Genomic DNA, 19,767 nt, shown 5'->3' with positions numbered 1-19,767 from the left:
TCGTCAGTTCGGTATTGCCTACGCCAACAGTGTCACGTGCCCCCGGTATTCCGAGACAGCATGTCCGATGGGCGAGACACCCCGCACCGGATGGTGGGACCGTCCCGAGCGCCCGCGATCGGCCCCAACAGGCTTGCGGCGGCGGCCGGTCGGGCCCTCAGACCCGGCAGGCCGTCTCCAGCCAGACGTCTCCGAGCGACTCCTCCAGCGGCACCTGCGTCCGCCAGCCGAGACGGTCCCGGGCGGTCCGGACGTCGGCCTGCCGCCAGGCCACCGACTCCGGCACCGGGCGCGGCTCCGACGCCCGGAAACCGTCCCCGCCCGGGCCCGCCTGCGCGGGGACGTACACCGGCCGGCCGCCGTCCTCCGCCAGCGACCCCTCGAACCCGGAGGCCCGGACCAGCAGGTGGGCGGCCTCCCGGGCCCGGACGGCGTGCCCGCTGCCGATGTTGATCACACCGGTGGCGGCCGACACGGCGGCGGACTGGATCGCCCGCGCCACGTCCCGGACGTCCACGAAGTCCCGGTACCCGGACAGGTCCGGCATCCGGATCTGCAGCTCGTCCTGCTCCAGCGCCCGCCGCAAGCCCTCGGCCAGCCGCCCGAACAGCGAGGCCGTCGGCGAACCGGGCCCCACCACGTCGAAGATCCGCAGCACCAGGGCGTCCAGCCCCGAGGCCAGCACCAGCTCCGTCCCGGCCAGCTTGGACACCCCGTACGGGCCGACCGGCCGGGGCTCCGCAGTCTCCGGGATCGGCCCGCCCGGCTGCACCGGCCCGTACTCGGCGGCCGACCCGATGTGCACCAGCCGGGCCGGCTCCCGGCTGCGCCGGATCGCCTCGCAGACGGTGGCGACGGCCAGCGTGTTCGCCTGGATCAGCAACCGCGAGGTGCCGTACGTCGCTCCGGCGCAGTTGACCACCACCTGGGGGGCCACCGCGTCCAGGAACCGGGCCAGCGCACCGGGACTGCCCGCCGTCAGGTCGAAGCGGATGTCGGCCGAGTCCCGTCGGCCGAGCACCGTGACCTGCATGCCCGGATCGACCAGCAGACGCTCGGCGACCCGGCGGCCGATAAAACCGTCGGCGCCCAACAGCAGCACCCTCATCGGGGGTGTCCTTCCATGAAGCCCCGGGCACGGACGCCCGGGGCGGCTTGTCTCGACAGGACGGTCGACCGCGGCGCGGCGACCGGGACCCCCGGGTCAGCCGCCGGGCGGCCCGAGGACCGCCCGGTACGCCCCGGGGCGGCCGAACAGCGACCAGGTGTACGGCGCCAGCAGCGCCGCCGCCCCGCCGCAGGCCAGCAGCCGCGCACCCGCGGCGCCCTCCTGCGGCAGCAGCACGCCGAGCACCAGCGCGGCCACCCCGGCCGCCACCGGCACACAGGCGGCCAGGACCGCCCGCCCGCTGCCCCACAGCGCGGTGACCAGCACCAGCAGCAGGGCGACCGCGGCCTGCGCGCCCCACTGCGCGGTGCTCGCCCGCAGGGCGGCGTCGTGCAGCAGGCCACCGGCCGGCCCCGGCCGGGGCGCCCGCGCTCCCACGACCGCCAGCGCGGCGAAGGTCAGCATCCCGACCACCGCCAGGTGCAGCAGCACGGCGACCGGCAGCACCGGGCGCATCCGGGCCCGGAACTCCGCCAGGGTGGCGGCCGAGCCGAGATGGCCCCGCCCGGTCCGCAGCAGCCAGCCCGCGGACCGGCCCGCCGGGCCCAGGCACAGCACCTCGACGGCCGCCAGCAGACCGTCCACGGCGCCCGCCCCGGGCAGCACCGTCGGGGCCAGCAGCAGGGCGAGCCCCAGCCCGTAGCCGCACCGCAGGGCGGCACCGCCGACGGGCGCGGCCCGGGCCAGCGGGACGGCCGCGAGCAGCAGCAGGACGAGCGCGGCCGCCCCGCCGAGCCGGGGCAGCGCGAGGCCGAGCCCGAGCAGCAGCGCCGCCGGCAGCCCGTGCCGGACCGCACCGCGTACGGCCCGGCCCACGCCGCGGGCCCATGGCTCGGGCCGCTCCGGCGGACCCGGTGGCGGGGGGCGGCGCGGGACCCTGGCGTAGAGCTCCTCGGCCAGCCCGAAGACGTCCGCGTGGCGGTAGTGGCCGGCCGTGCCCGCGCCGATACCGGCGTCCTCCAGCGCGGCGGCGATCTCCAGCGCGTCCACGGCCTGCTCGCAGACCTCGCGGTGCCGGGTGAGCAGCTCCCGGACCGGGTCGGCGGGCGGGGCCTCGGCCAGGGCGCCGACCGCAGGCCGCCGCGCGCCCTTGTCCAGGCGTGGCCCGCGCCCGGACATCAGACCGCCTCGGCCAGGGCGCCCGACGCCGGGGCGCCCCGGCCGGCGGCCTCGCCCGATGTGCTCTCCCCGGCGGTCGGCCCGGCTGGCGGCCCGGACTGCGCGGCCCCGGCCACCCAGTACTCGGCGGGGCGGGCGAAGGGCTGCAGCCGCTCGCCCGCCGGGAAGGCCGGCCAGCGGGAGACCAGCTCCAGGTAGATCTCCCGGAAGGCGGTGGCCTCCGGCTCCACCGCGAACCGTTCCTGCGCGCGCAGCCGGCCCGCCAGGCCGAGTCTGGCCCGCCGCTCCTCGTCCCCGAGCAGCGCCAGGCAGGCGCCGGCCAGCGCCGTCGGGCTGCGCGGCGGCACCAGCAGGCCGGTCGGCCCGACCACCTCGCGCGCCACCCCGACATCGGTGGCGACCACCGCGCGTCCACTGAGCATCGCGTCGGCCAGCAGCCGCGGGCTGCGCTGGGCCAGGGCCGAGAAGACCACCAGCCGGCCGGCCTGCCAGGCCTCGGCCGGCGATCCGGGCCGCCCCTCGAACCGGACCGCCGCGGCGATGCCGAGGCGCTCGGCGACGGCCACGCAGTGCGCGCGGTAGCCGGGGACGCCCTCCTCCCCGTACATCCGCAGCCGGGCCCCGGGCAGCTCCTCCCGGATCCGGGCGAAGGCGTGCAGCACCAGCTCCGGGTCCCGCCCGGGCTCCAGCGCGCCGGCCCACACCAGGGTGGGCGACTCGGGCTCGGCTCCGGCGGCCTCGCGGGCCACCGCGGGGGTGCCTTCGTGGACCACTCTGATCCGGTCCGGTTCGGCCCCGCAGCGCTGCTGCCACTGCTGGTCGTAGGCGCTGCCGGGGGTGAGCACGGCGGCCTGCCGGTAGGTCTCCCCGGTGAGCTGCCGGAAGAAGGACAGCAGCAGCGCCCGGACCGGCCAGCGGTACGGCGCGGTCCGGTAGCTGCGGTACTGCTCGCGCAGGTGCAGGCCGTGCTCGGTGACCAGGAAGGGGATGCCGTGCAGCTGCTTGGCCACCAGGGCGGGCAGGGCCGCCGGGCCGCCGCCGACCACGTGGCACAGGTCGGCCGAGCCGATCCCGGCCGGCCCGGTTCCGTACCAGTCGGCCGACAGCGGGCGCAGGCACTGCTCCAGCAGGTCCGCCGCCACCAGGACGTCCCGGACCAGCGGCCGGCCCGCCGCGGTGTCCGCCCCCGGCGAGCGCCAGACCCGCTCCAGGACGCGCTGGGCGTGCCCGGAGGCGAGGAAGGCGGGCAGCCCGCCGTCCGTCCGGGCCAGCTCGGCGAGGCGGTACAGGCCGGGCCCGAAGGACGCCCGCTCCCCCGGCAGCACCAGGGCGCGCACCAGTTGCTCGTAGGCCTTGCGGTAGAGCCGCCGGCGGTGGGCCGAGGGCCTGTGGCCGGCCGGCCGGCGGCCCCACATCGCCAGCTCGTGCACCGCCGACAGCCCGCGCACCGGCGGCCGCTCGGGGCTCGGCCCGACCGGATCGGTCCGCTCTCCACGGGCCAGCAGGTACAGCTGGAACTCGTGCTCGACCAGCCCGTCGGCCAGTCGGCCGCACCAGCCGTCGCCACGCTGTGCGTTCGAATAGGTGCTCTCGGTGAGCAGAGCGATGCGCACGACGCCTCCAGAGCAGAGCGTTCGACCTGGGTTCAACGACTACGACACAGGGAGCCTGATCAACCAGTGACACCAATGCTCAGAAAGGCAACGGCCCCGGACGGCGCCGCCGCCACTCCCCGTGGCCACGGCACCCGGATCCGCTGTGCGGCCGCCGCACAACCCGACGGCCGCTGCTCCCCCCACACCTGTTCGGTCTGACAGCACGAAGGTAGAACGAGCAAGGCGCATCTCCTCGCTCACCTGCCTGGTTGCCACCTGAACGAGTGAACCGGCGTGACCTGGGGCGTTCTCCGGCGTTCACCGGCCCGAGGCCGGGCGCCGCGCATCAGATCTCCGCGAGGAACTCCCGGACGGCCCTGGCCACCTGCGCCGGGTGTTCCATCATCGCCACGTGCCCCGAGTCCGGCAGCACCAGCAGCCGGGCGTCCGCGAAGGCCTCGAAGGCCCGCTTCGCGGAGCGGTACGAGACCAGCTTGTCCCGCAGCCCGTACACCAGCAGCACCGGCACCCGTACCTGCGCGGCCTGCCGCCAGAGCGACTGGTCGCCGCGCTCGGTGTAGGCCGTGACCACACCGCGCGCCGAGCCGGCCAGCACCTGCAGCGCGTACGGCAGCGCCATCCGCCGCCGGTACTCGGCCACCGCCCGGGCGCGGCGCTCGGCCGGTATGGCAGCCGGGTCCGCGTACACCAGCCGCAGCAGGCTGTCGGTGGCGGCCTCGACGCCGCGGCGCCGGTCCGGGGCCCGGCCGAGCAGCGCGGGCAGGCCGGGCACCGCGAGCAGGCCGGTCGGCCAGGCGCTGCGCTGCGGAGGCAGCTCGGGCAGGGCCGGGGAGATCAGCGTCAGGCTGCGGACGAGGTCGGGCCGGACGGCGGCCACCCGGACCGACACGGCGCCGCCCAGCGAGTTGCCGAACAGGTGGACCGGTCCGCGGCCGGACTGCTCCAGGTACCCGATCACGGCCCGGGCGTGCCCGGAGACCGAGAGGTTGCCGTCCGACGGGGGCGCGGACCAGCCGAAGCCGGGCAGGTCCAGGGCCTCCCCCGCGACCAGGCCGGTCAGCTCGGTCATCAGCTCGGTCCAGTTGTCGGCCGAGCCGCCGAGACCGTGCACGTACAGCGCCGGCGGCAGCCCGTCCCGGGCCCCGTCGAGCGGGCCGCGGACGGCCAGCTCGGCACCCGGCACCAGCACGGTTCGGAACGATTCGGATTCGGACCCCAACGGCTCAGCACTCATGGAGCACGATGGTAGTAAGCAGGTACCCGGCACTACCGGCCACCGGGCCGGATCTCACCCTGTGGACAGCCCAGGTCCGGACCGTATTGTGGGCTCCCGACAAGGCTGTTTCTGCGTTTTGCTCGGCACCACCGGGAGCAGACCTGGTTACCGAAAAGTAGAATCAATGGCCCTGCCAGCCATGTCCGACCGTGAAGTGAGGAGCGCCGTGACGGCCATCCAGGAGGCGCAGGAGCGCCCGCGCGGTGCTCGCCTGCCGCGAAGCGCCCGCCGTGAACAACTGCTCGGTGCTGCTCAGGAGGTGTTCGTCGCCCAGGGTTACCACTCTGCGGCCATGGACGACATCGCCGACCGCGCCGGAGTCAGCAAGCCGGTGCTCTACCAGCACTTCCCGGGCAAGCTGGAGCTCTACCTCGCGCTCCTCGACAAGCACTGCGACGCCCTGGTCGACGCCACCCGCGAGGCGCTCGCCGCGACCACCGACAACAAGCTGCGGGTCGCCGCGACGATGGAGGCGTACTTCCACTACGTCTCCAGCGAGTCCGGCGCCTTCCGGCTGGTCTTCGAGTCGGACCTGACCAACGAGCCCGCGGTGCGCGAGCGCGTGGAGCGGGCCAGCGACCTCAGCGCCACCCTGGTCAGCAAGGTGATCGCCGAGGACACCGACCTGCCCGACGCGGAGGCCAAGCTGCTGGCCGCCGGCGTCTGCGGCCTGGCCCAGATCACCGCCCGCTACTGGCTCTCGCAGGGCCAGGAGATCCCCCGGGACGAGGCGGTCCGGCTGGTCGCCAGCCTGGCGTGGCGCGGTCTCAAGGGCTTCCCGATGCACCCGCAGGAGCCGGGCTCCGAGGGGGACGACGAGGAGTCCGCGGACAGCTGATCAGCGGACCTTCGCCGCGCGGCCCGAGCCGTGCTCTATGGTGAAGCCGTACGGCGCAAGGGCCGCGGACAGCTGTTCGAGGTGGTGCGCATGGCTGTTGCAACCCCGGAGGGATGGAAGCCGTGGAGGTCAAGATCGGCGTGCAGAACGCGCCCCGCGACATCGTGATCGAGAGCTCGCTGAGCGCTGACGAGGTCGCGAGCGCCGTCGCCAAGGCGCTGGAGGGCACCGAGAAGCTCCTCTCCCTCACCGACGAGCACGGCCGTCGCGTCCTCGTCCCGGCCGAGCGCCTGGCGTACGTGGAGATCGGCGAGCCGGCCGCCCGCAAGGTGGGCTTCGGCACCCTCTGAGGCGCCCGAGTCGAAACGGCGGTGTCCCGCTCCCTCCCCAAAGGGCGCGGGACACCGCCGTTTTCGCACCCCGGCGCGTACCGCCGGTGCCCGCCGGGTATGGCGAGGGGACGGCACCCATCGCGCCCCCGGGAGGCAGCCCGTGTACCTGGAGACGATCGCCTACGCCCTGATCGGCCTGACCGTCGGCATCGGAGCCCCGCTGCTGCGCCCGGGGTACTTCCCGGCCGGCCGGAGCCTGACCGTCTCGACGGCCCTGGTGGCCGCCCTGCTCGGCGGCCTGATCGCCCGCTACGCCTTCGACGGGCAGCAGACCGCCGCGGCGCTGGTGATCTCCTCGGTCAGCTCGGTGCTGCTGGTCTCGGTGCTGGCCCGGCCGGACCAGGCGCCCCGGCGCGGCGGCCACCGGCGGCACCGGCACGCCTGAGCGGGCACGGCGGGCTCCGGACGGCCGGGGCGATCGGGACCCGGCCGGGATGGACGAGACGGTCAGGACGCGAGGCCCAGGGCCGCCATCCGCTTGGTGTGCGCCTCGGTGATCCGGTTGAACATCTTGCCGACCTCGACCAGGTCGAAGCCCTTCACCTGGGCACCCCCGACCAGCAGGTTGGACAGCGCGTCGCGCTCGGCGACCACCCGCTGGGCCTGGCTGAGCGCCTCGCCCATCAGCCGGCGGCCCCAGAGCGCCAGCCGTCCGCCGACCCGGGGGTCGTCCTCGATCGCCTGCCGGACCCGGTCCACGGCGAACGCCGCGTGGCCGGTCTCGGCCATCACCCGGAGCACGAGGTCCCGGGTGTCGTCGTCGAGGCGGACGGCCACCTCGCGGTAGAAGTCGGTCGCGATGGCGTCGCCGACGTAGGCCTTGACCAGGCCCTCCAGCCAGTCGGAGGGCGCGGTCAGCCGGTGGAAGGCCTCCAGCGGCTCGACGAACGGCGTCATCACCTCGGTCGGGTCGGCCCCGACCTCGGCGATCCGGTCGTTCAGCAGCTGGTAGTGCTGGAACTCCGCCGACGCCATCCGGGCCAGCGCGGCCTTGTCGACCAGGCCCGGGGCGAACTTGGCGTCCTCGGCCAGCCGCTCGAAGGCGCTCAGCTCGCCGTAGGCGAGCGCGCCGAGCAGGTCGAGCACCGCGGCCCGGTAGCCCGGATCGGCCGCGCAGGTCGCCCAGTCGCCGATCGATTCGGCGTCGGCCGGGATGGTCGGTTCGGTCGGGGTGCCCTCGCCGGGTTCCTGAGTCTCCATGGCACGTCACCTTAGACCGCCGGACGCTCTCCGCCCCGCCCCGGCACCCGTCCCCGACCGCCGGGCCGGCGCGGCCGGCGGCCCGGCCCGACCCCCGCCCACCGGCCGGGTAAGGCGCGTCACGTGTTCGAGTCGGCGCTGGACTGTATGGTGGTAGTGAGGCCTGGTGTACTCGCGCGGCCCGTCCCTTCCGGACAGGCCGCGCAGACGTGCTCCGTACGGAGTCAGGCACTCACGTACGCGGATGCCCGGTCGGAGACCCGATCGGCTCCGACCATGGCCTGGACTTCGGGCCTTGGCACCGCATCAGTGGCCGAGCGAGGGCCGCCGCGGACCGCGCCGCACGGCGCAGGTCCCGCGCCGTCCCCTCACGGGAATCCTCCCCCACGCCGCCGGACCACGCGCCCTTCACCGGGTCGCGCGGGTCAGCAGGCAACAGGGACCGGCGCGGTGTGCGACCCACAGCTGTGACGAGCGGCCCTTCGCCGGGCCCGACACAGCGGTATGGCCGCCCGCCGCTCTCTCGCTCTCGGCCCCCGCATATGGAAGAGGCAGCACCCTGTCCACCACCGCTGAACCCACCAAGACCACTTTCCGGGACCTGGGGATCCTCCCGGAGACCGCCGAGGCCCTGGAGGCCGTCGGCATCATCCACCCGTTCCCCATCCAGGAGATGACCCTCCCGGTCGCGCTGACCGGGCACGACGTCATCGGCCAGGCCAAGACCGGCACCGGCAAGACCCTCGGATTCGGCCTCCCGCTGATCGAGCGGGTCGTCGTCCGCGCGGACGTCGACGCCGGCCGGGCCACCGAGGAGCAGCTCTCCGAGAGCCCCCAGGCGCTCATCGTCGTCCCGACCCGCGAGCTCTGCACCCAGGTCACCAACGACCTGCAGACCGCGGGCAAGGTCCGCAACGTCCGCGTGCTCGCCATCTACGGCGGCCGGGCGTACGAGCCGCAGGTCGAGGCGCTGCGCAAGGGCGTCGACATCATCGTCGGCACCCCGGGCCGGCTGCTCGACCTGGCCGGCCAGCGCAAGCTGGACCTCTCGCAGGTCCGCGCGCTGGTGCTGGACGAGGCCGACGAGATGCTCGACCTGGGCTTCCTCCCGGACGTCGAGAAGATCATCACCATGCTGCCCGCCAAGCGGCAGACCCTGCTGTTCTCGGCCACCATGCCGGGCCAGGTGATCAGCCTCGCCCGCCGGTACATGAGCCAGCCGACCCACATCCGGGCCGCGGCGCCGGACGACACCGGCCACACCGTGGCCAACACCACCCAGCACATCTTCCGCGCGCACTCGCTCGACAAGGTCGAGATGGTCTCGCGGATCATGCAGGCCGAGGGCCGCGGACTCGCGATGATCTTCTGCCGCACCAAGCGCACCGCGGCCGACGTCTCCGAGCAGCTGACCAAGCGCGGCTTCGCGGCCGGCGCCGTCCACGGCGACCTCGGCCAGGGCGCCCGCGAGCAGGCCCTGCGGGCCTTCCGCAGCGGCAAGGTCGACGTGCTGGTCTGCACCGACGTCGCCGCCCGCGGCATCGACGTCGAGGGCGTCACGCACGTCATCAACTACCAGTGCCCCGAGGACGAGAAGACCTACCTGCACCGCATCGGCCGCACCGGCCGGGCCGGGGCCTCCGGCACCGCGGTCACGCTGGTCGACTGGGACGACATCCCGCGCTGGCAGCTGATCAACAAGGCGCTGGACCTCAAGTTCCCGGAGCCGGAGGAGACCTACTCCACCTCCGCCCACCTCTACGAGCTGCTGAAGATCGCCCCGGGCACCACCGGCGTGCTGCCGCGCTCCGAGCGCACCCGGGCCGGCCTGAACGCCGAGGAGGTCGAGGACCTCGGCGAGACCGGCGGTCGCGGCGCCCGCGGCGGCAACGCCGGCGGCGGTCGCCCGCGCGGTGGTCGCAGCGGCGGCCCGGCGGTCGCGGCCCCCGAGCCCGAGGCCGCCGAGCGCCCCGCCCGCAAGCAGCGGGAGCGTCGCCGCACCCGCGGCGGCGCCCGCCCCGCCGAGGCGGCGGCCGGCACGGCCGTGGTCGAGACCGCGGCCGCCGTGGTCGAGGCCGTTCCGGTCGAGGCCACCGCCGCCACCGAGGCCCCGGCCCCGCGCCGGACCCGCACCCGTGCCCGCAAGGCCGCGGAGCCGGCCGTCGAGGCCGCTGCCGCGGTCGCGGCCCCGGTCGAGGCGGCCCCGGTCGCCGAGGCCCCGGTCGAGGCGGTCGCGGCCCCGCGCCGGACCCGCACCCGCAAGGCCGCCGAGGCCGTCGTCGAGGCGGCCGAGGCCGTGGTCGACGCCGCGGCCGCCGAGGCCGAGGCCGAGGCCGCGCCCCGCCGCCGGACCCGCGCCCGCAAGGTCGCGGAGCCGAAGGCCGCGGTGGAGACCCCGGCCGAGGCCGCTCCCGCCGCCGAGGCCCCGGCCCCGCGCCGCACCCGGGCGCGCAAGACCGCGGCGGCCGCACCGGCCGCCGAGGCCGTCGTGAGCATCCCCGCCCAGGAGGGCGAGCCCGCCGAGGCCGCTCCGCGCCGCCGCACCCGCGCCCGCAAGGTCGCGGAGCCGGTCGAGGCCACGCCGGAGGGCTGAGCCTCACCCAGCACAGCGCCCGGGCGGGCCGGATCAGCTCTGATCCGGCCCGCCCGGCGGCTTTTCATCCACCGGGTGCGTCAGGTGTGCACGGGCCCGCACCCCCGCAGGGCCTAAGCTCGGAACCCCGCCCCGGTCCCGGAGGAGCCCGCACCGATGAGCACCCCGCCGTTCCTGACGCTGCCCGGCTGCGCCCGGGCGCTGCGGCTCCCCACCGCGCGCGGGGAGTTCGCCGCGCTGCTGGCCGAACCGGCCGGCCCGGTCCGGGGCACGGCGCTGCTGGTGCCCGGTTTCACCGGCAGCAAGGAGGACTTCATCGCCCTCCTGGAGCCGCTCGCCGAGGCCGGCTACCGCATCGCGGCGATCGACCAGCGCGGCCAGTACGAGACCGGCGGCCCGGCCGACCCGGACGCCTACGCGGTGGCCGAGCTGGGCCGGGACGTGCACGCCCTGACCGCGGCCCTGACCGATGGTGGGCCACTGCACCTGCTGGGCCACTCCTTCGGCGGCCAGGTGGTCCGGGAGGCCGTCCTGGCCGCCGACGGCCCGCTGCCCTGGGCCTCGCTCACCCTGCTGTCGACCGGTCCGGGCGCCATCGACCCGGCCGAGGCCGCCCGCACCAAGCTCCTGGTGGACGCGCTGGCCACGATGGAGCTGGAGCCGATCTGGCAGGTGATGCAGCAGATGGAGAAGGCCCAGGCCGTCCCGCCGCGCCCGGAGATCGCCGACTTCCTGCACCGCCGCTGGCTGGCCAACGTCCCGCAGGCACTGGCCGCCATGGGCGCCCATCTGATCTCGGCGCCGGACCGGGTGGCCGAGCTGGCCGCGGTGGAGCTGCCGAAGCTGGTCCTCTCCGGGGTCCAGGACTACGCCTGGCCGGTGGACGAGCAGGCCGGAATGGCGCGGCGTCTGGGCGCCCGACGGGTCGCGGTGGAGGGAGCCGGGCACTCCCCCAACGCGGAGCAGCCCGCCGTGACGGCCGCCGCCCTGGCGGCGTTCTGGGGCTGACCCGGCCCGGCCCGCACCACGGCCGGCCGGCACCGGCCCTGCGCCAGCCCTGTGTCGGCCCTGTGTCGGCCTTGGCGCAGCCCTGAACCCGCCCTGAACCGACCCTCACACCAGCCCCGCACGCCCCACCCGGCACGCCGGATCCACCGGCTCGCCACAATCCACGCGACAAAAGTCGTTAGCTCGGGTAATATTTGATTCTGTCCGGGAATCAGTGCGCCCGCCCACCCCGTTGGCCGATCCGAGACCTCAACGACGAGAGTCACCCGAAACCGGGACTTTACGGACAGGCAACCGTTTGGAAGCACCGGCCCTGCACTGTGGTCACTGAGGCCACAGCTCCACGGCCGGCGCCTCCGGAGCACCACTGCCGACGGGGGAGCGATGCGGGCACCGACAGCACCGACCGGACGACCGACCCAGCCAGGGCTGAGCCAGCCTCAGCCGACGACGCCCCGCCCGCCGGGGCCAGGAAGGGAGAGGCCCATGCGCTTCGAGATCCTCCGACTGGACGACGCCCAGGGCGCCGCCACCGACCGCCTGATCGCCGACGCCGAGACCGTCAGCGAGTACGTGAAGGCCGCCGCGCTGACCGGCGAGCGTCTCTACATCCGACCGTGCAAGGCGATCTGAGCGGAGCCGGACCGGCCCGGGCCGCGTCCGACGTTCCGATACCCGGCTGACGCCCCGTCCTCCCCACACCGGTGGATGACGGGGCGTCAGTGCGTTCCGGCCCCACCCCCGACCAGCCGGGTGTTTGGCACCGCGGCCCGCGGGACATGCCCTACCGAGGCCGCACCCGCCGTCGGCCGCACCCGCCGGTCGGCGCGAGGCACCACGCGCGACGCACCACGTACGGGTGACCGTCCTTGACGCGGCGGACCGGAGGGAGGACCGTTGTCGGCTATGAGGGGCGAGCCAAGCTGCCCGAGGTGCGCCGGTCGGGTCCGCGCCCCCGGCCTGTTCTCCGACACCTGGCAGTGCGACCAGCACGGCGCCGTGCACCCGATGCAGCCGGTGCTGCCCCCCAGCGTGGAGGCACTGGGCGTCGCCGTCGCCCGCTCCCAGGTCCCGGTCTGGCTGCCGTGGCCGCTGCCGGTCGGCTGGCTCTTCACCGGCATCTCGCACGCGGGCGACGACCTCTCGGGCGCCCGGGCCACCGCGGTGGCCTGTTCGGGCCCGGCCCCACTGGGCGGCTTCGGCGAGCTGATCCTGGTCGCGGAGGAGCTGGGGGTCGGCCTCGGCGCCCGGTACGCGGGCCTGCCCGGCCCGGACCCGGGCGACTCCGTCTCGCTCTACAAGCCAGCCGACGCCAAGCTGATGGCGGCCGGCCGGCCCACCCCGATGTTCCACGTGCCGGAGGCCCCGCCGGACCGCGCGGTGTACGTCGGCGAGGCACGCGGCCTCTGGCTCTGGGCGATCGCCTGGCCCGAGCAGTCCGCCCTGCTGATGCACGACGAGCTGGTCCTCACCGACCTGCGGGACGCGGGCGCCGAGCTCGGCCTGCTGCCCTGCGGCGCCCTCTCCCCGCGGCTGCTCGGCTAGCGCGCGGGCGGACGGCACGGGCAGCGCGTCCGGGCCCGCGCGGCACCTCACTATCCTGGGGCCACCCCGACCCACAGGAGTCCAGCCCGTGCGCATCGACCTGCACGCCCACAGCAACGCCTCCGACGGCACCGACAGCCCGGCCGAGCTGGTCGCGGCCGCGGTGGCCGCCGGGCTGGACGTGGTCGCGCTGACCGACCACGACACCGTGGCCGGGCACGCGGAGGCCGCCGCCGCACTGCACGGCACCGGGCTGACCCTGGTGCCCGGCGCCGAGCTGTCCTGCCACACCGACGGCATCAGCCTGCACCTGCTGGCCTACCTCTTCGACCCCGCCGAGCCGGCTTTCGCGGCCGAGCGCGAGCTGGTCCGCACGGACCGCTTCCGGCGCGCGCGGCTGATCGTGGAGCGCTGCCGCGAGCTGGGGGCGCCGATCGACTGGCAGCAGGTGGAGCGGATCGCCGGCGCCGGCTCGGTGGGCCGCCCGCACATCGCCAGCGCCCTGGTCGAGGCGGGCGTGGTGGCGACCGTCTCGGACGCCTTCACCGCCGACTGGCTGGCCAACGGCGGTCGGGCGGACGTCCGCAAGCACGAGACCGATCCGGTGACGGCCGTCCGGCTGGTCCGCGCCGCCGGCGGCGTCCCGGTGTTCGCCCACCCCGGCGCGTCGAAGCGCGGCGCCACCGTCTCCGACCAGGTGATCGCCGAACTCGCCGGCGCCGGGCTGGCCGCGCTGGAGGTGGACCACCTGGACCACGACGAGCCGACCCGGGCGCATCTGCGCGGGCTGGCGGCCGAGCTCGGCCTGCTCACCACCGGCTCCAGCGACTACCACGGCACCCGCAAGACCGTCCGGCTCGGCGAGTACACCACCGACCCGGCGGTGTACGAGGCGCTGGTCGCCCAGGCGACCGGGGCCCGGCCGATCACCGGCTGAGCCCGGGCGCGGGCTCTCGCCGGACTGCCACACCGTCATATCCGGTCGGATCGTGAAAGACTCGGACATTCCACCCACGGCAGTCCGAGCCGAGAGCCCCCGAGATGAGCGAGCAGCAGCGCGAGGCAGAGCGGTGAGCCTCTTCGACACCACCACCTTCGGGTCGCTCTTCGTCACCCTCTTCGTGATCATGGACCCGCCCGGGACCATCCCGATCTTCCTCGCGCTGACCTCCGGCCGGGCGGCCCGGGTGCAGCGCCGGATGGCGTGGCAGGCGGCGGCGGTGGCCCTCGGGGTGATCACCTGTTTCGGCCTGTTCGGCCAGCAGATCCTGGACTACCTGCACGTCTCCATCCCCGCGCTGCAGGTCTCCGGCGGGATCCTGCTGCTGCTCATCGCGCTGGACCTGCTCACCGGCAAGATCGAGGAGCCCACCCAGACCAAGGACGTCAACGTCGCCCTGGTCCCGCTCGGCACCCCGCTGCTGGCCGGACCGGGCGCGATCGTCGCGGTCATCCTGGCCGTGCAGCAGGCGGACGGCGGCGCCGAGTACGCCGCCGTGTGGACGGCGATCCTGGCCATGCACGTGGTGATGTGGCTGACCATGCGGTTCTCGCTGGTCATCATCCGGATCATCAAGGAGGGCGGTGTGGTGCTGATCACCCGGCTGTCCGGCCTGCTGCTCTCGGCGATCGCCGTCCAGCTGGTGGCCAACGGCGTGTTCGCCTTCGTGAAGTCGTACACCTGACGGGGCGCCACCGGCCGCGCCCGCTTCGCCCGTCCGGGCTGCCCCGACCGTCCGGGCCGTCAGTCCAGCGGTACCGCGCGCCGCTGCGGGTCCCGCAGATCGGTACCGCCGCGCAGCCAGCGCTCCTCCAGCGCGGCCGCGCCCTGCACCCGCTTGAAGGCGGCCTCGTTCGGCGTCATCGGCAGCAACGGCAGGAAACGGACCGGCTCGGCCGGCTCGGGCAGCTCCAGGTCCTCGACCAGACCGCCGGGCTCGGCCACCAGGACGGAGGTGAAGGGCGCCCCCGGCCAGATCGGCTCCCCCAGGTCGAGCGAGCCGCCGGGGGTCACCACCAGGCCCTCGACCTGCGGCGTGGCGGCGAAGGTGGCCAGCGTGCGGAGCACCTCGTCGCGCCCTCCGCGGACGCTGAGCACCAACTCGGCCCGCGGGCCGCGCAGCGGGTCGGCGACCGGCGCCGACGGGTCCGCCATCGGGGCGGCGGCCATCCCCAGCGTCGCGTACCGGACCAGCCCGTCGGCGTCCGGGCCGAAGCGCAGCACCTCGATCCGGTCCGCGCCCAGGAAGGTGACGGCGGCCCGGCCCGCGGCCTCGCCGAAGGCGGTCAGCAGGCGGGCCTCGACGGCGGCGAGCACGGCCGCGCGGGAGAGGTCCGACGGTTCGTCAGGAGTGGAGAAATCACCGAACAGCGGGAAATCGTGCGACATGCACGCGACCTTAGCGCCCTCGTACGCGGGCACGTTCGGGCACACTCCAACACGGCCGGACCCGTAGCTGTTAGTGTGAGGAGATGGCCACCCGAGTCTTCTGACACTCGGAGCCGCGGCATGAAGGAGGTGGTTGCGGTGGATACCAGCCGACCATGCAGTACCGGCAGCTCTGCCCGACCTGCTCGCCTCCGCCGCCACCTGTCCTGATCTCGCGGTAGAGACGGCCTCACGCCCGGTCGGGAGAGCACCTTCCCCGGAGCCGAATCGTCCAAACGCCGCCCGCGGCAACTTTCCTGGACACCGGCAGCCTGCCCGCTGCCCTCGGCCCGGCATTCCATCGGTGTTCCCGCCGTCGCACCCGGCCGTCACCCAGCACCGCCGCGCGACGGCTCCTGCCCAAGGAGCCTGCTGCCATGTCGATGATCAACAACCTGCGCGCCGCCGTCCGGCCGAACCGTCGCCGGGCCGACTCCTACGACTCGATGCACCCCGGACACCCCATCTCCGCCGTCGTCGACTGCGCCGTCTACCAGCACGGCAAGCGGGCCGGCGAGGCCTGCAGCCCGCGCGAGGCGGCCCGGCTGGTCAAGCTCTGCCGGGACGAGGACGCCGGGGCCTTCAGCTGGATCGGCCTGCACGAGCCGACCGAGGCCGAGTTCGAGGGCATCGCCCAGCGCTTCGGCCTGCACCCGCTGGCGGTGGAGGACGCGGTGCACGCGCACCAGCGGCCCAAGGTCGAGCGCTACGACGACGTGCTCTTCGCGGTCTTCAAGACCATCCGCTACGTCGACCACGACCAGCTCACGCCGACCAGCGAGGTGGTCGAGACCGGCGAGCTGATGGTGTTCGCGGGGCGGGACTTCGTGATCACCGTCCGGCACGGCGGGCACAGCTCGCTGCAGGAGCTGCGGCACCGCCTGGAGGCCGACGCCGACGGCACCGGGCTGCTCGCCAAGGGCCCGTCCGCGGTGCTGCACGCGATCGCCGACCAGGTGGTCGACAACTACCTGCTGGTGGCCGACCGGCTGCAGACCGACGTGGACGAGATCGAGTTCGACGTCTTCGCCAACAAGGGCGGCCGCGGCGCCGACGTCGGGCGGGTGTACCAACTCAAGCGCGAGGTACTGGAGTTCAAGCGAGCCGTCACCCCGCTGCTGCGGCCCATGCAGCTGCTGTCGGAGCCGGTCCAGCGGCTGGTCGACCCGGACATCCAGAAGTACTTCCGCGACGTCGCCGACCACCTGGCCCGGGTCACCGAGCAGGTGCACGGCTTCGACGAGCTGCTGAACTCGCTGCTCCAGGCCAACCTGGCGCAGGTCTCGGTCGCCCAGAACGAGGACATGCGCAAGATCACCGCCTGGGCGGCGATCTTCGCGGTGCCCACCATGATCACCGGCATCTACGGCATGAACTTCGACTACATGCCGGAGCTGCACCACAAGTACGGCTATCCGCTGGTGCTCGGCAGCGTCGTGGTGATCTGCGTCGGGATGTACCGGGGCTTCCGCCGCAACGGGTGGCTGTAGGCCCTCGGGCGCCGCGCGCCCGGGCCCACGGCACCGTCAGCGCCGGCCCCCGCGGGCGACCAGGACCAGGCCGAGCAGGATCAGCGCGACGGCCGGGTAGGCGGCCACCGGCGGCCACTGGCCGAGCCAGAGGGCGGCGATCAGGGCCGCTCCCGGGGTCTCCAGCAGGATCGCGGTGGAGGTGACCGAAGGGCCGAGGGTGCGGACCACCCGGTTGCTCAGCGAGTGCCCGAGCAGCTGGGCGGTGACCATCAGCAGCACGATCTGCCACCAGACCCCGGCCGACCAGCCGGACAGCTCGGTGCCCGCGACCAGGCAGGTGACGAGCAGCACCGCGGCGGTGGTCGTGTAGCAGACCAGGGTGTACGCGGTGGTGCTGACGGTCCGCCGGACCTCGGCGCCGAGCAGCAGGTACCCGGCCGCCGCCAGACCGGCCCCGAGCGCCAGCGCGTCCCCGAGCAGGGCCCGCGGCGACAGCGAGAGGTCCACCCCGGTCAGGACCAGCACGCCGAGGAAGGCCACGCAGGTGCCGAGCCAGACCAGCCGCGGCGGACGGTGGCCGAGCAGCCGCATCAGCAGGATGGTCCACAGCGGGGTGGTGGTCACCAGGGCGGTGGCGGAGGCCACCGAGGTCATCCGCAGGCTGGGCATCCAGAGCGCGAAGTGCAGCGCCAGCAGTGCGCCGGCGGCGATCGCCAGCAGCAGCGCCCGCCGGCCGATCCCGCGCAGCTCGGCCCGGTGCCGCAGCAGCGCGTACGGCCCGAGCACCCCGACCGACATGACGTTGCGCCAGCAGGCGATCGCCAGCGCGGGGGCCGCGGTGGCGCTGATCAGCGGGGCTGACAGCGAGATCCCGGCGACGGAGACGGCCAGCAGCACCAGGTCGACGCGGGGCAGCGCTGGCGGCGGCCCGGCAGCGGCGCCGAGCCGGGCGGCGGCGGTGGCGGCGGTCGGGGCGGCAGGCACGGCTCTCCTCGGGAGGCGGCGGGACGGGTCGCGACAACGGTAAGGCCTATAACCGCCTCATGGCACTGTCGTCCTGACCGATGAGACAGGCCGCGGACGCCCAGGCCGTACGCTGTGGACCATGGAGCCTTCGACGACCACGGCAGCAGACTTCCTCGACCGCGCCCTCCTGGAGGAAGCCGCGAAGAAGTCCGGACTGCTCTGGGTCCGCGCCGACGGGCAGCAGCAGGCGCGCGCCCTCTGGCACGCCTGGTACGACGGCGCGGTCGTGGTCGTCGGCGACGGCGCCGAACAGCCGCTGCACGGCCTGGCCGCGGGGGCCGGCGCCACCGTGACCTGCCGCAGCAAGGACAAGTGGGGGCGGCTGACCAGCTGGCCCGCCACCGTCACCGAGCTGGCCCCGCAGAGCGAGGCCTGGCGGGCCGCCGTCGAGGAGCTCAGGGGCAAGCGGCTGAACGCCCCGGACACCGACACCATCGGCGAGCGCTGGGCCCGCGAGTGCCGGGTCCTGCGGCTGGCCCCGGCCGGCCCGCTGGACGAGCAGCCCGGCGCGATGCCGGACGGCTCGCTCGCCGCCCGGCCGATGCCCTCCCCGGCCACCACCCGGCTGCCCATCCCGGCCGGCCTGCCCAAGCTGCTGCTGAAGCGCCGCAAGCGCTGAGCGGACTCCCCTCGGCCGGGCGTGGCGGGCCGTCACGCCCGGCCGCAGGTCGGCGAGCTGCCGGGTTGCCGCGCGGGTAGCCTGGGCGCGGGCGGACCGATGTGGCAGTGAGGAGGAGCCGATGGCAGGGCCAGGCAGCCGGGTCTTCATCTCCCACCTCTCCGGTGTCGCCGTCTTCGACCCCAACGCCGACCAGGTCGGCCGGGTCCGCGACGTGGTGGTCTCGCTGCGCATCGGCGGACGCCCGCCCCGGGTGCTCGGCCTGGTGGTCGAGGTGGTCGGCCGCCGCCGGATCTTCCTGCCGATGACCAGGGTGACCAGCCTGGAGTCCGGCCAGGTCCTCACCACCGGCGTGATCAACATGCGCCGCTTCGAACAGCGCCCCTCCGAGACGCTCGTGCTGGCCGAACTGCTGGACCGCACCGTCACCCGGGTCAAGACCCAGGAGGAGGTCACCGTCCTGGACGTGGCCATGGTGCAGACCCGGGTCCGCGAGTGGGAGATCAGCAAGGTCTTCGTCCAGGTCGGCAAGGTCGGCCGGCTGCGCAAGGCCAAGGGCGAGACGCTCACCCTGGACTGGTCCGCGGTGACCGGCTTCTCGCTCGCCGAGGAGGGCCAGGGCGCGGCCAACCTGCTCGCCACCTTCGACCAGCTGCGGCCCGCCGACCTCGCCAACGTGATGCACCACCTGTCCGCCAAGCGCCGGGCCGAGGTCGCCGCCGCCCTCGACGACGACCGGCTCGCCGACGTCCTGGAGGAGCTGCCCGAGGACGACCAGGTCGAGATCATCGGCAAGCTCAAGGAGGAACGCGCCGCCGACGTCCTGGAGGCGATGGACCCGGACGACGCCGCCGACCTGCTCTCCGACCTGCCGGAGGAGGCCGCCGAACGGCTGCTGCGCCTGATGGAGCCGGACGACGCCGCCTCGGTGCGCCGGCTGCTCTCGTACGAACAGGACACCGCGGGCGGCCTGATGACCACCGAGCCGATCGTGCTGGAGCCGGACGCCACGGTGGCGGAGGCACTCGCCCGGGTACGGATCGCCGACAACAAGCCCGCCCTGGCCGCCCAGGTGTACGTCTGCCGGCAGCCGAACGAGACCCCGACCGGCAAGTACCTCGGCACCATCCACTTCCAGCGGCTGCTGCGCGAGCCCCCGTACACCCTGGTCGGCTCGATCGTCGACGACGACCTGGACCCGCTGCCCCCGGACACCCCGCTGCCGCTGATCACCAGCTACCTGGCGGCGTACAACCTGGTGGCCGCGCCCGTCGTCGACGAGGGCGACCACCTGCTCGGCGCCGTCACGGTGGACGACGTGCTCGACCACCTGCTCCCCGACGACTGGCGCGAGGCGGCCCTGCACGGCGGCGACACGCACGAGCACGAGAGCGAGGCGGCCGGTGGACGCTGACCGGAAGGGCCGGCGCGAGGACAGTCCACGCCAGCGGCTCCAGGGCGACCTGC

General features: G+C 74.7%; 19 protein-coding genes. 12 read left to right on the top strand and 7 right to left on the bottom strand.

The annotated features are described in order from the left end of the window. Positions 1-157: 157 nt before the first annotated feature. The 4 genes from OG871_RS23440 to OG871_RS23425 form a co-directional block, all read right to left on the bottom strand. Positions 158-1,108, bottom strand: coding sequence for an NAD-dependent epimerase/dehydratase family protein (locus OG871_RS23440; protein ID WP_371498948.1), 951 nt, complete (start codon positions 1,106-1,108; stop codon positions 158-160). 96 nt (positions 1,109-1,204) lie between these two features. Further along, the gene (locus tag OG871_RS23435) at positions 1,205-2,287 is read right to left on the bottom strand and encodes a hypothetical protein (protein ID WP_371498947.1); all 1,083 of its coding nucleotides are present in this window, start codon (positions 2,285-2,287) and stop codon (positions 1,205-1,207) included. Beyond that, the gene (locus OG871_RS23430; protein WP_371498946.1) at positions 2,287-3,900 is read right to left on the bottom strand and encodes a DUF3492 domain-containing protein; all 1,614 of its coding nucleotides are present in this window, start codon (positions 3,898-3,900) and stop codon (positions 2,287-2,289) included. Before OG871_RS23430 ends, OG871_RS23435 begins: the two co-directional genes overlap by 1 nt. Positions 3,901-4,228: 328 nt before the next feature. Then, positions 4,229-5,137: an alpha/beta fold hydrolase gene (locus OG871_RS23425; protein WP_371498945.1), complete on the bottom strand. Its 909-nt coding sequence runs from the start codon at positions 5,135-5,137 to the stop codon at positions 4,229-4,231. Positions 5,138-5,345: 208 nt separating this feature from the next. Between OG871_RS23425 and OG871_RS23420 the strand changes: the two genes are divergently transcribed. The 3 genes from OG871_RS23420 to OG871_RS23410 all read left to right on the top strand — a co-directional run bounded on the left by OG871_RS23420 (position 5,346) and on the right by OG871_RS23410 (position 6,794). Then, positions 5,346-6,017 (top strand): TetR/AcrR family transcriptional regulator, encoded by a 672-nt coding sequence (locus tag OG871_RS23420; RefSeq protein WP_371498944.1) that lies wholly within the window; start codon positions 5,346-5,348, stop codon positions 6,015-6,017. Positions 6,018-6,139: 122 nt separating this feature from the next. After that, complete coding sequence (locus OG871_RS23415) at positions 6,140-6,367, top strand: DUF3107 domain-containing protein (RefSeq protein WP_371498943.1); 228 nt, start codon at positions 6,140-6,142, stop codon at positions 6,365-6,367. A gap of 142 nt (positions 6,368-6,509) precedes the next feature. Continuing rightward, complete coding sequence (locus OG871_RS23410; RefSeq protein ID WP_371498942.1) at positions 6,510-6,794, top strand: hypothetical protein; 285 nt, start codon at positions 6,510-6,512, stop codon at positions 6,792-6,794. Positions 6,795-6,856: 62 nt separating this feature from the next. On the opposite strand, the gene OG871_RS23405 is transcribed toward OG871_RS23410, so the two are convergent. Continuing rightward, positions 6,857-7,609, bottom strand: a complete 753-nt coding sequence (locus tag OG871_RS23405) for a ferritin-like fold-containing protein (protein WP_371498941.1) — start codon at positions 7,607-7,609, stop codon at positions 6,857-6,859. Positions 7,610-8,282: 673 nt separating this feature from the next. On the opposite strand from OG871_RS23405, the gene OG871_RS23400 reads away from it, so the two are divergent. The 6 genes from OG871_RS23400 to OG871_RS23375 all read left to right on the top strand — a co-directional run bounded on the left by OG871_RS23400 (position 8,283) and on the right by OG871_RS23375 (position 14,440). Then, positions 8,283-10,202 (top strand): DEAD/DEAH box helicase, encoded by a 1,920-nt coding sequence (locus OG871_RS23400; RefSeq protein WP_371498940.1) that lies wholly within the window; start codon positions 8,283-8,285, stop codon positions 10,200-10,202. 156 nt (positions 10,203-10,358) lie between these two features. Further along, entirely contained in the window at positions 10,359-11,210 is an 852-nt protein-coding gene (locus tag OG871_RS23395) for an alpha/beta fold hydrolase (protein ID WP_371498939.1), read from the top strand. A 486-nt stretch (positions 11,211-11,696) separates the two neighbouring features. After that, entirely contained in the window at positions 11,697-11,843 is a 147-nt protein-coding gene (locus tag OG871_RS23390) for a hypothetical protein (protein WP_371498938.1), read from the top strand. A gap of 273 nt (positions 11,844-12,116) precedes the next feature. After that, the gene (locus OG871_RS23385) at positions 12,117-12,755 is read left to right on the top strand and encodes a DUF6758 family protein (protein WP_371498937.1); all 639 of its coding nucleotides are present in this window, start codon (positions 12,117-12,119) and stop codon (positions 12,753-12,755) included. Positions 12,756-12,843: 88 nt separating this feature from the next. Then, positions 12,844-13,692, top strand: coding sequence for a PHP domain-containing protein (locus OG871_RS23380; protein ID WP_371498936.1), 849 nt, complete (start codon positions 12,844-12,846; stop codon positions 13,690-13,692). A 133-nt stretch (positions 13,693-13,825) separates the two neighbouring features. Further along, a complete protein-coding gene (locus tag OG871_RS23375) occupies positions 13,826-14,440 on the top strand; it encodes a MarC family protein (protein WP_371498935.1) in 615 nt (204 codons plus the stop codon). Between the two features lie 59 nt (positions 14,441-14,499). On the opposite strand, the gene OG871_RS23370 is transcribed toward OG871_RS23375, so the two are convergent. Further along, positions 14,500-15,144, bottom strand: a complete 645-nt coding sequence (locus OG871_RS23370; RefSeq protein WP_371498934.1) for a suppressor of fused domain protein — start codon at positions 15,142-15,144, stop codon at positions 14,500-14,502. Positions 15,145-15,560: 416 nt separating this feature from the next. Here OG871_RS23370 and corA point away from each other — a divergent pair, with 416 nt between their 5' ends. Continuing rightward, the gene (gene corA / locus OG871_RS23365) at positions 15,561-16,673 is read left to right on the top strand and encodes a magnesium/cobalt transporter CorA (RefSeq protein WP_371498933.1); all 1,113 of its coding nucleotides are present in this window, start codon (positions 15,561-15,563) and stop codon (positions 16,671-16,673) included. 36 nt (positions 16,674-16,709) lie between these two features. Here corA and OG871_RS23360 read toward each other — a convergent pair whose 3' ends face one another. After that, on the bottom strand, positions 16,710-17,639 hold the full coding sequence (locus OG871_RS23360) for a DMT family transporter (RefSeq protein ID WP_371498932.1): 930 nt from the start codon (positions 17,637-17,639) through the stop codon (positions 16,710-16,712). A gap of 121 nt (positions 17,640-17,760) precedes the next feature. On the opposite strand from OG871_RS23360, the gene OG871_RS23355 reads away from it, so the two are divergent. Beyond that, positions 17,761-18,300, top strand: coding sequence for a hypothetical protein (locus OG871_RS23355; protein WP_371498931.1), 540 nt, complete (start codon positions 17,761-17,763; stop codon positions 18,298-18,300). 121 nt (positions 18,301-18,421) lie between these two features. After that, positions 18,422-19,714 (top strand): magnesium transporter MgtE N-terminal domain-containing protein, encoded by a 1,293-nt coding sequence (locus OG871_RS23350; RefSeq protein ID WP_371498930.1) that lies wholly within the window; start codon positions 18,422-18,424, stop codon positions 19,712-19,714. Positions 19,715-19,767: the final 53 nt, after the last annotated feature.

This window comes from Kitasatospora sp. NBC_00374, from assembly GCF_041434935.1.
Taxonomy (GTDB): Bacteria; Actinomycetota; Actinomycetes; order Streptomycetales; family Streptomycetaceae; genus Kitasatospora.
The sequence above is the reverse complement of the archived record's forward strand: the minus strand, read 5'-3'. Positions and strand labels throughout refer to the sequence as shown.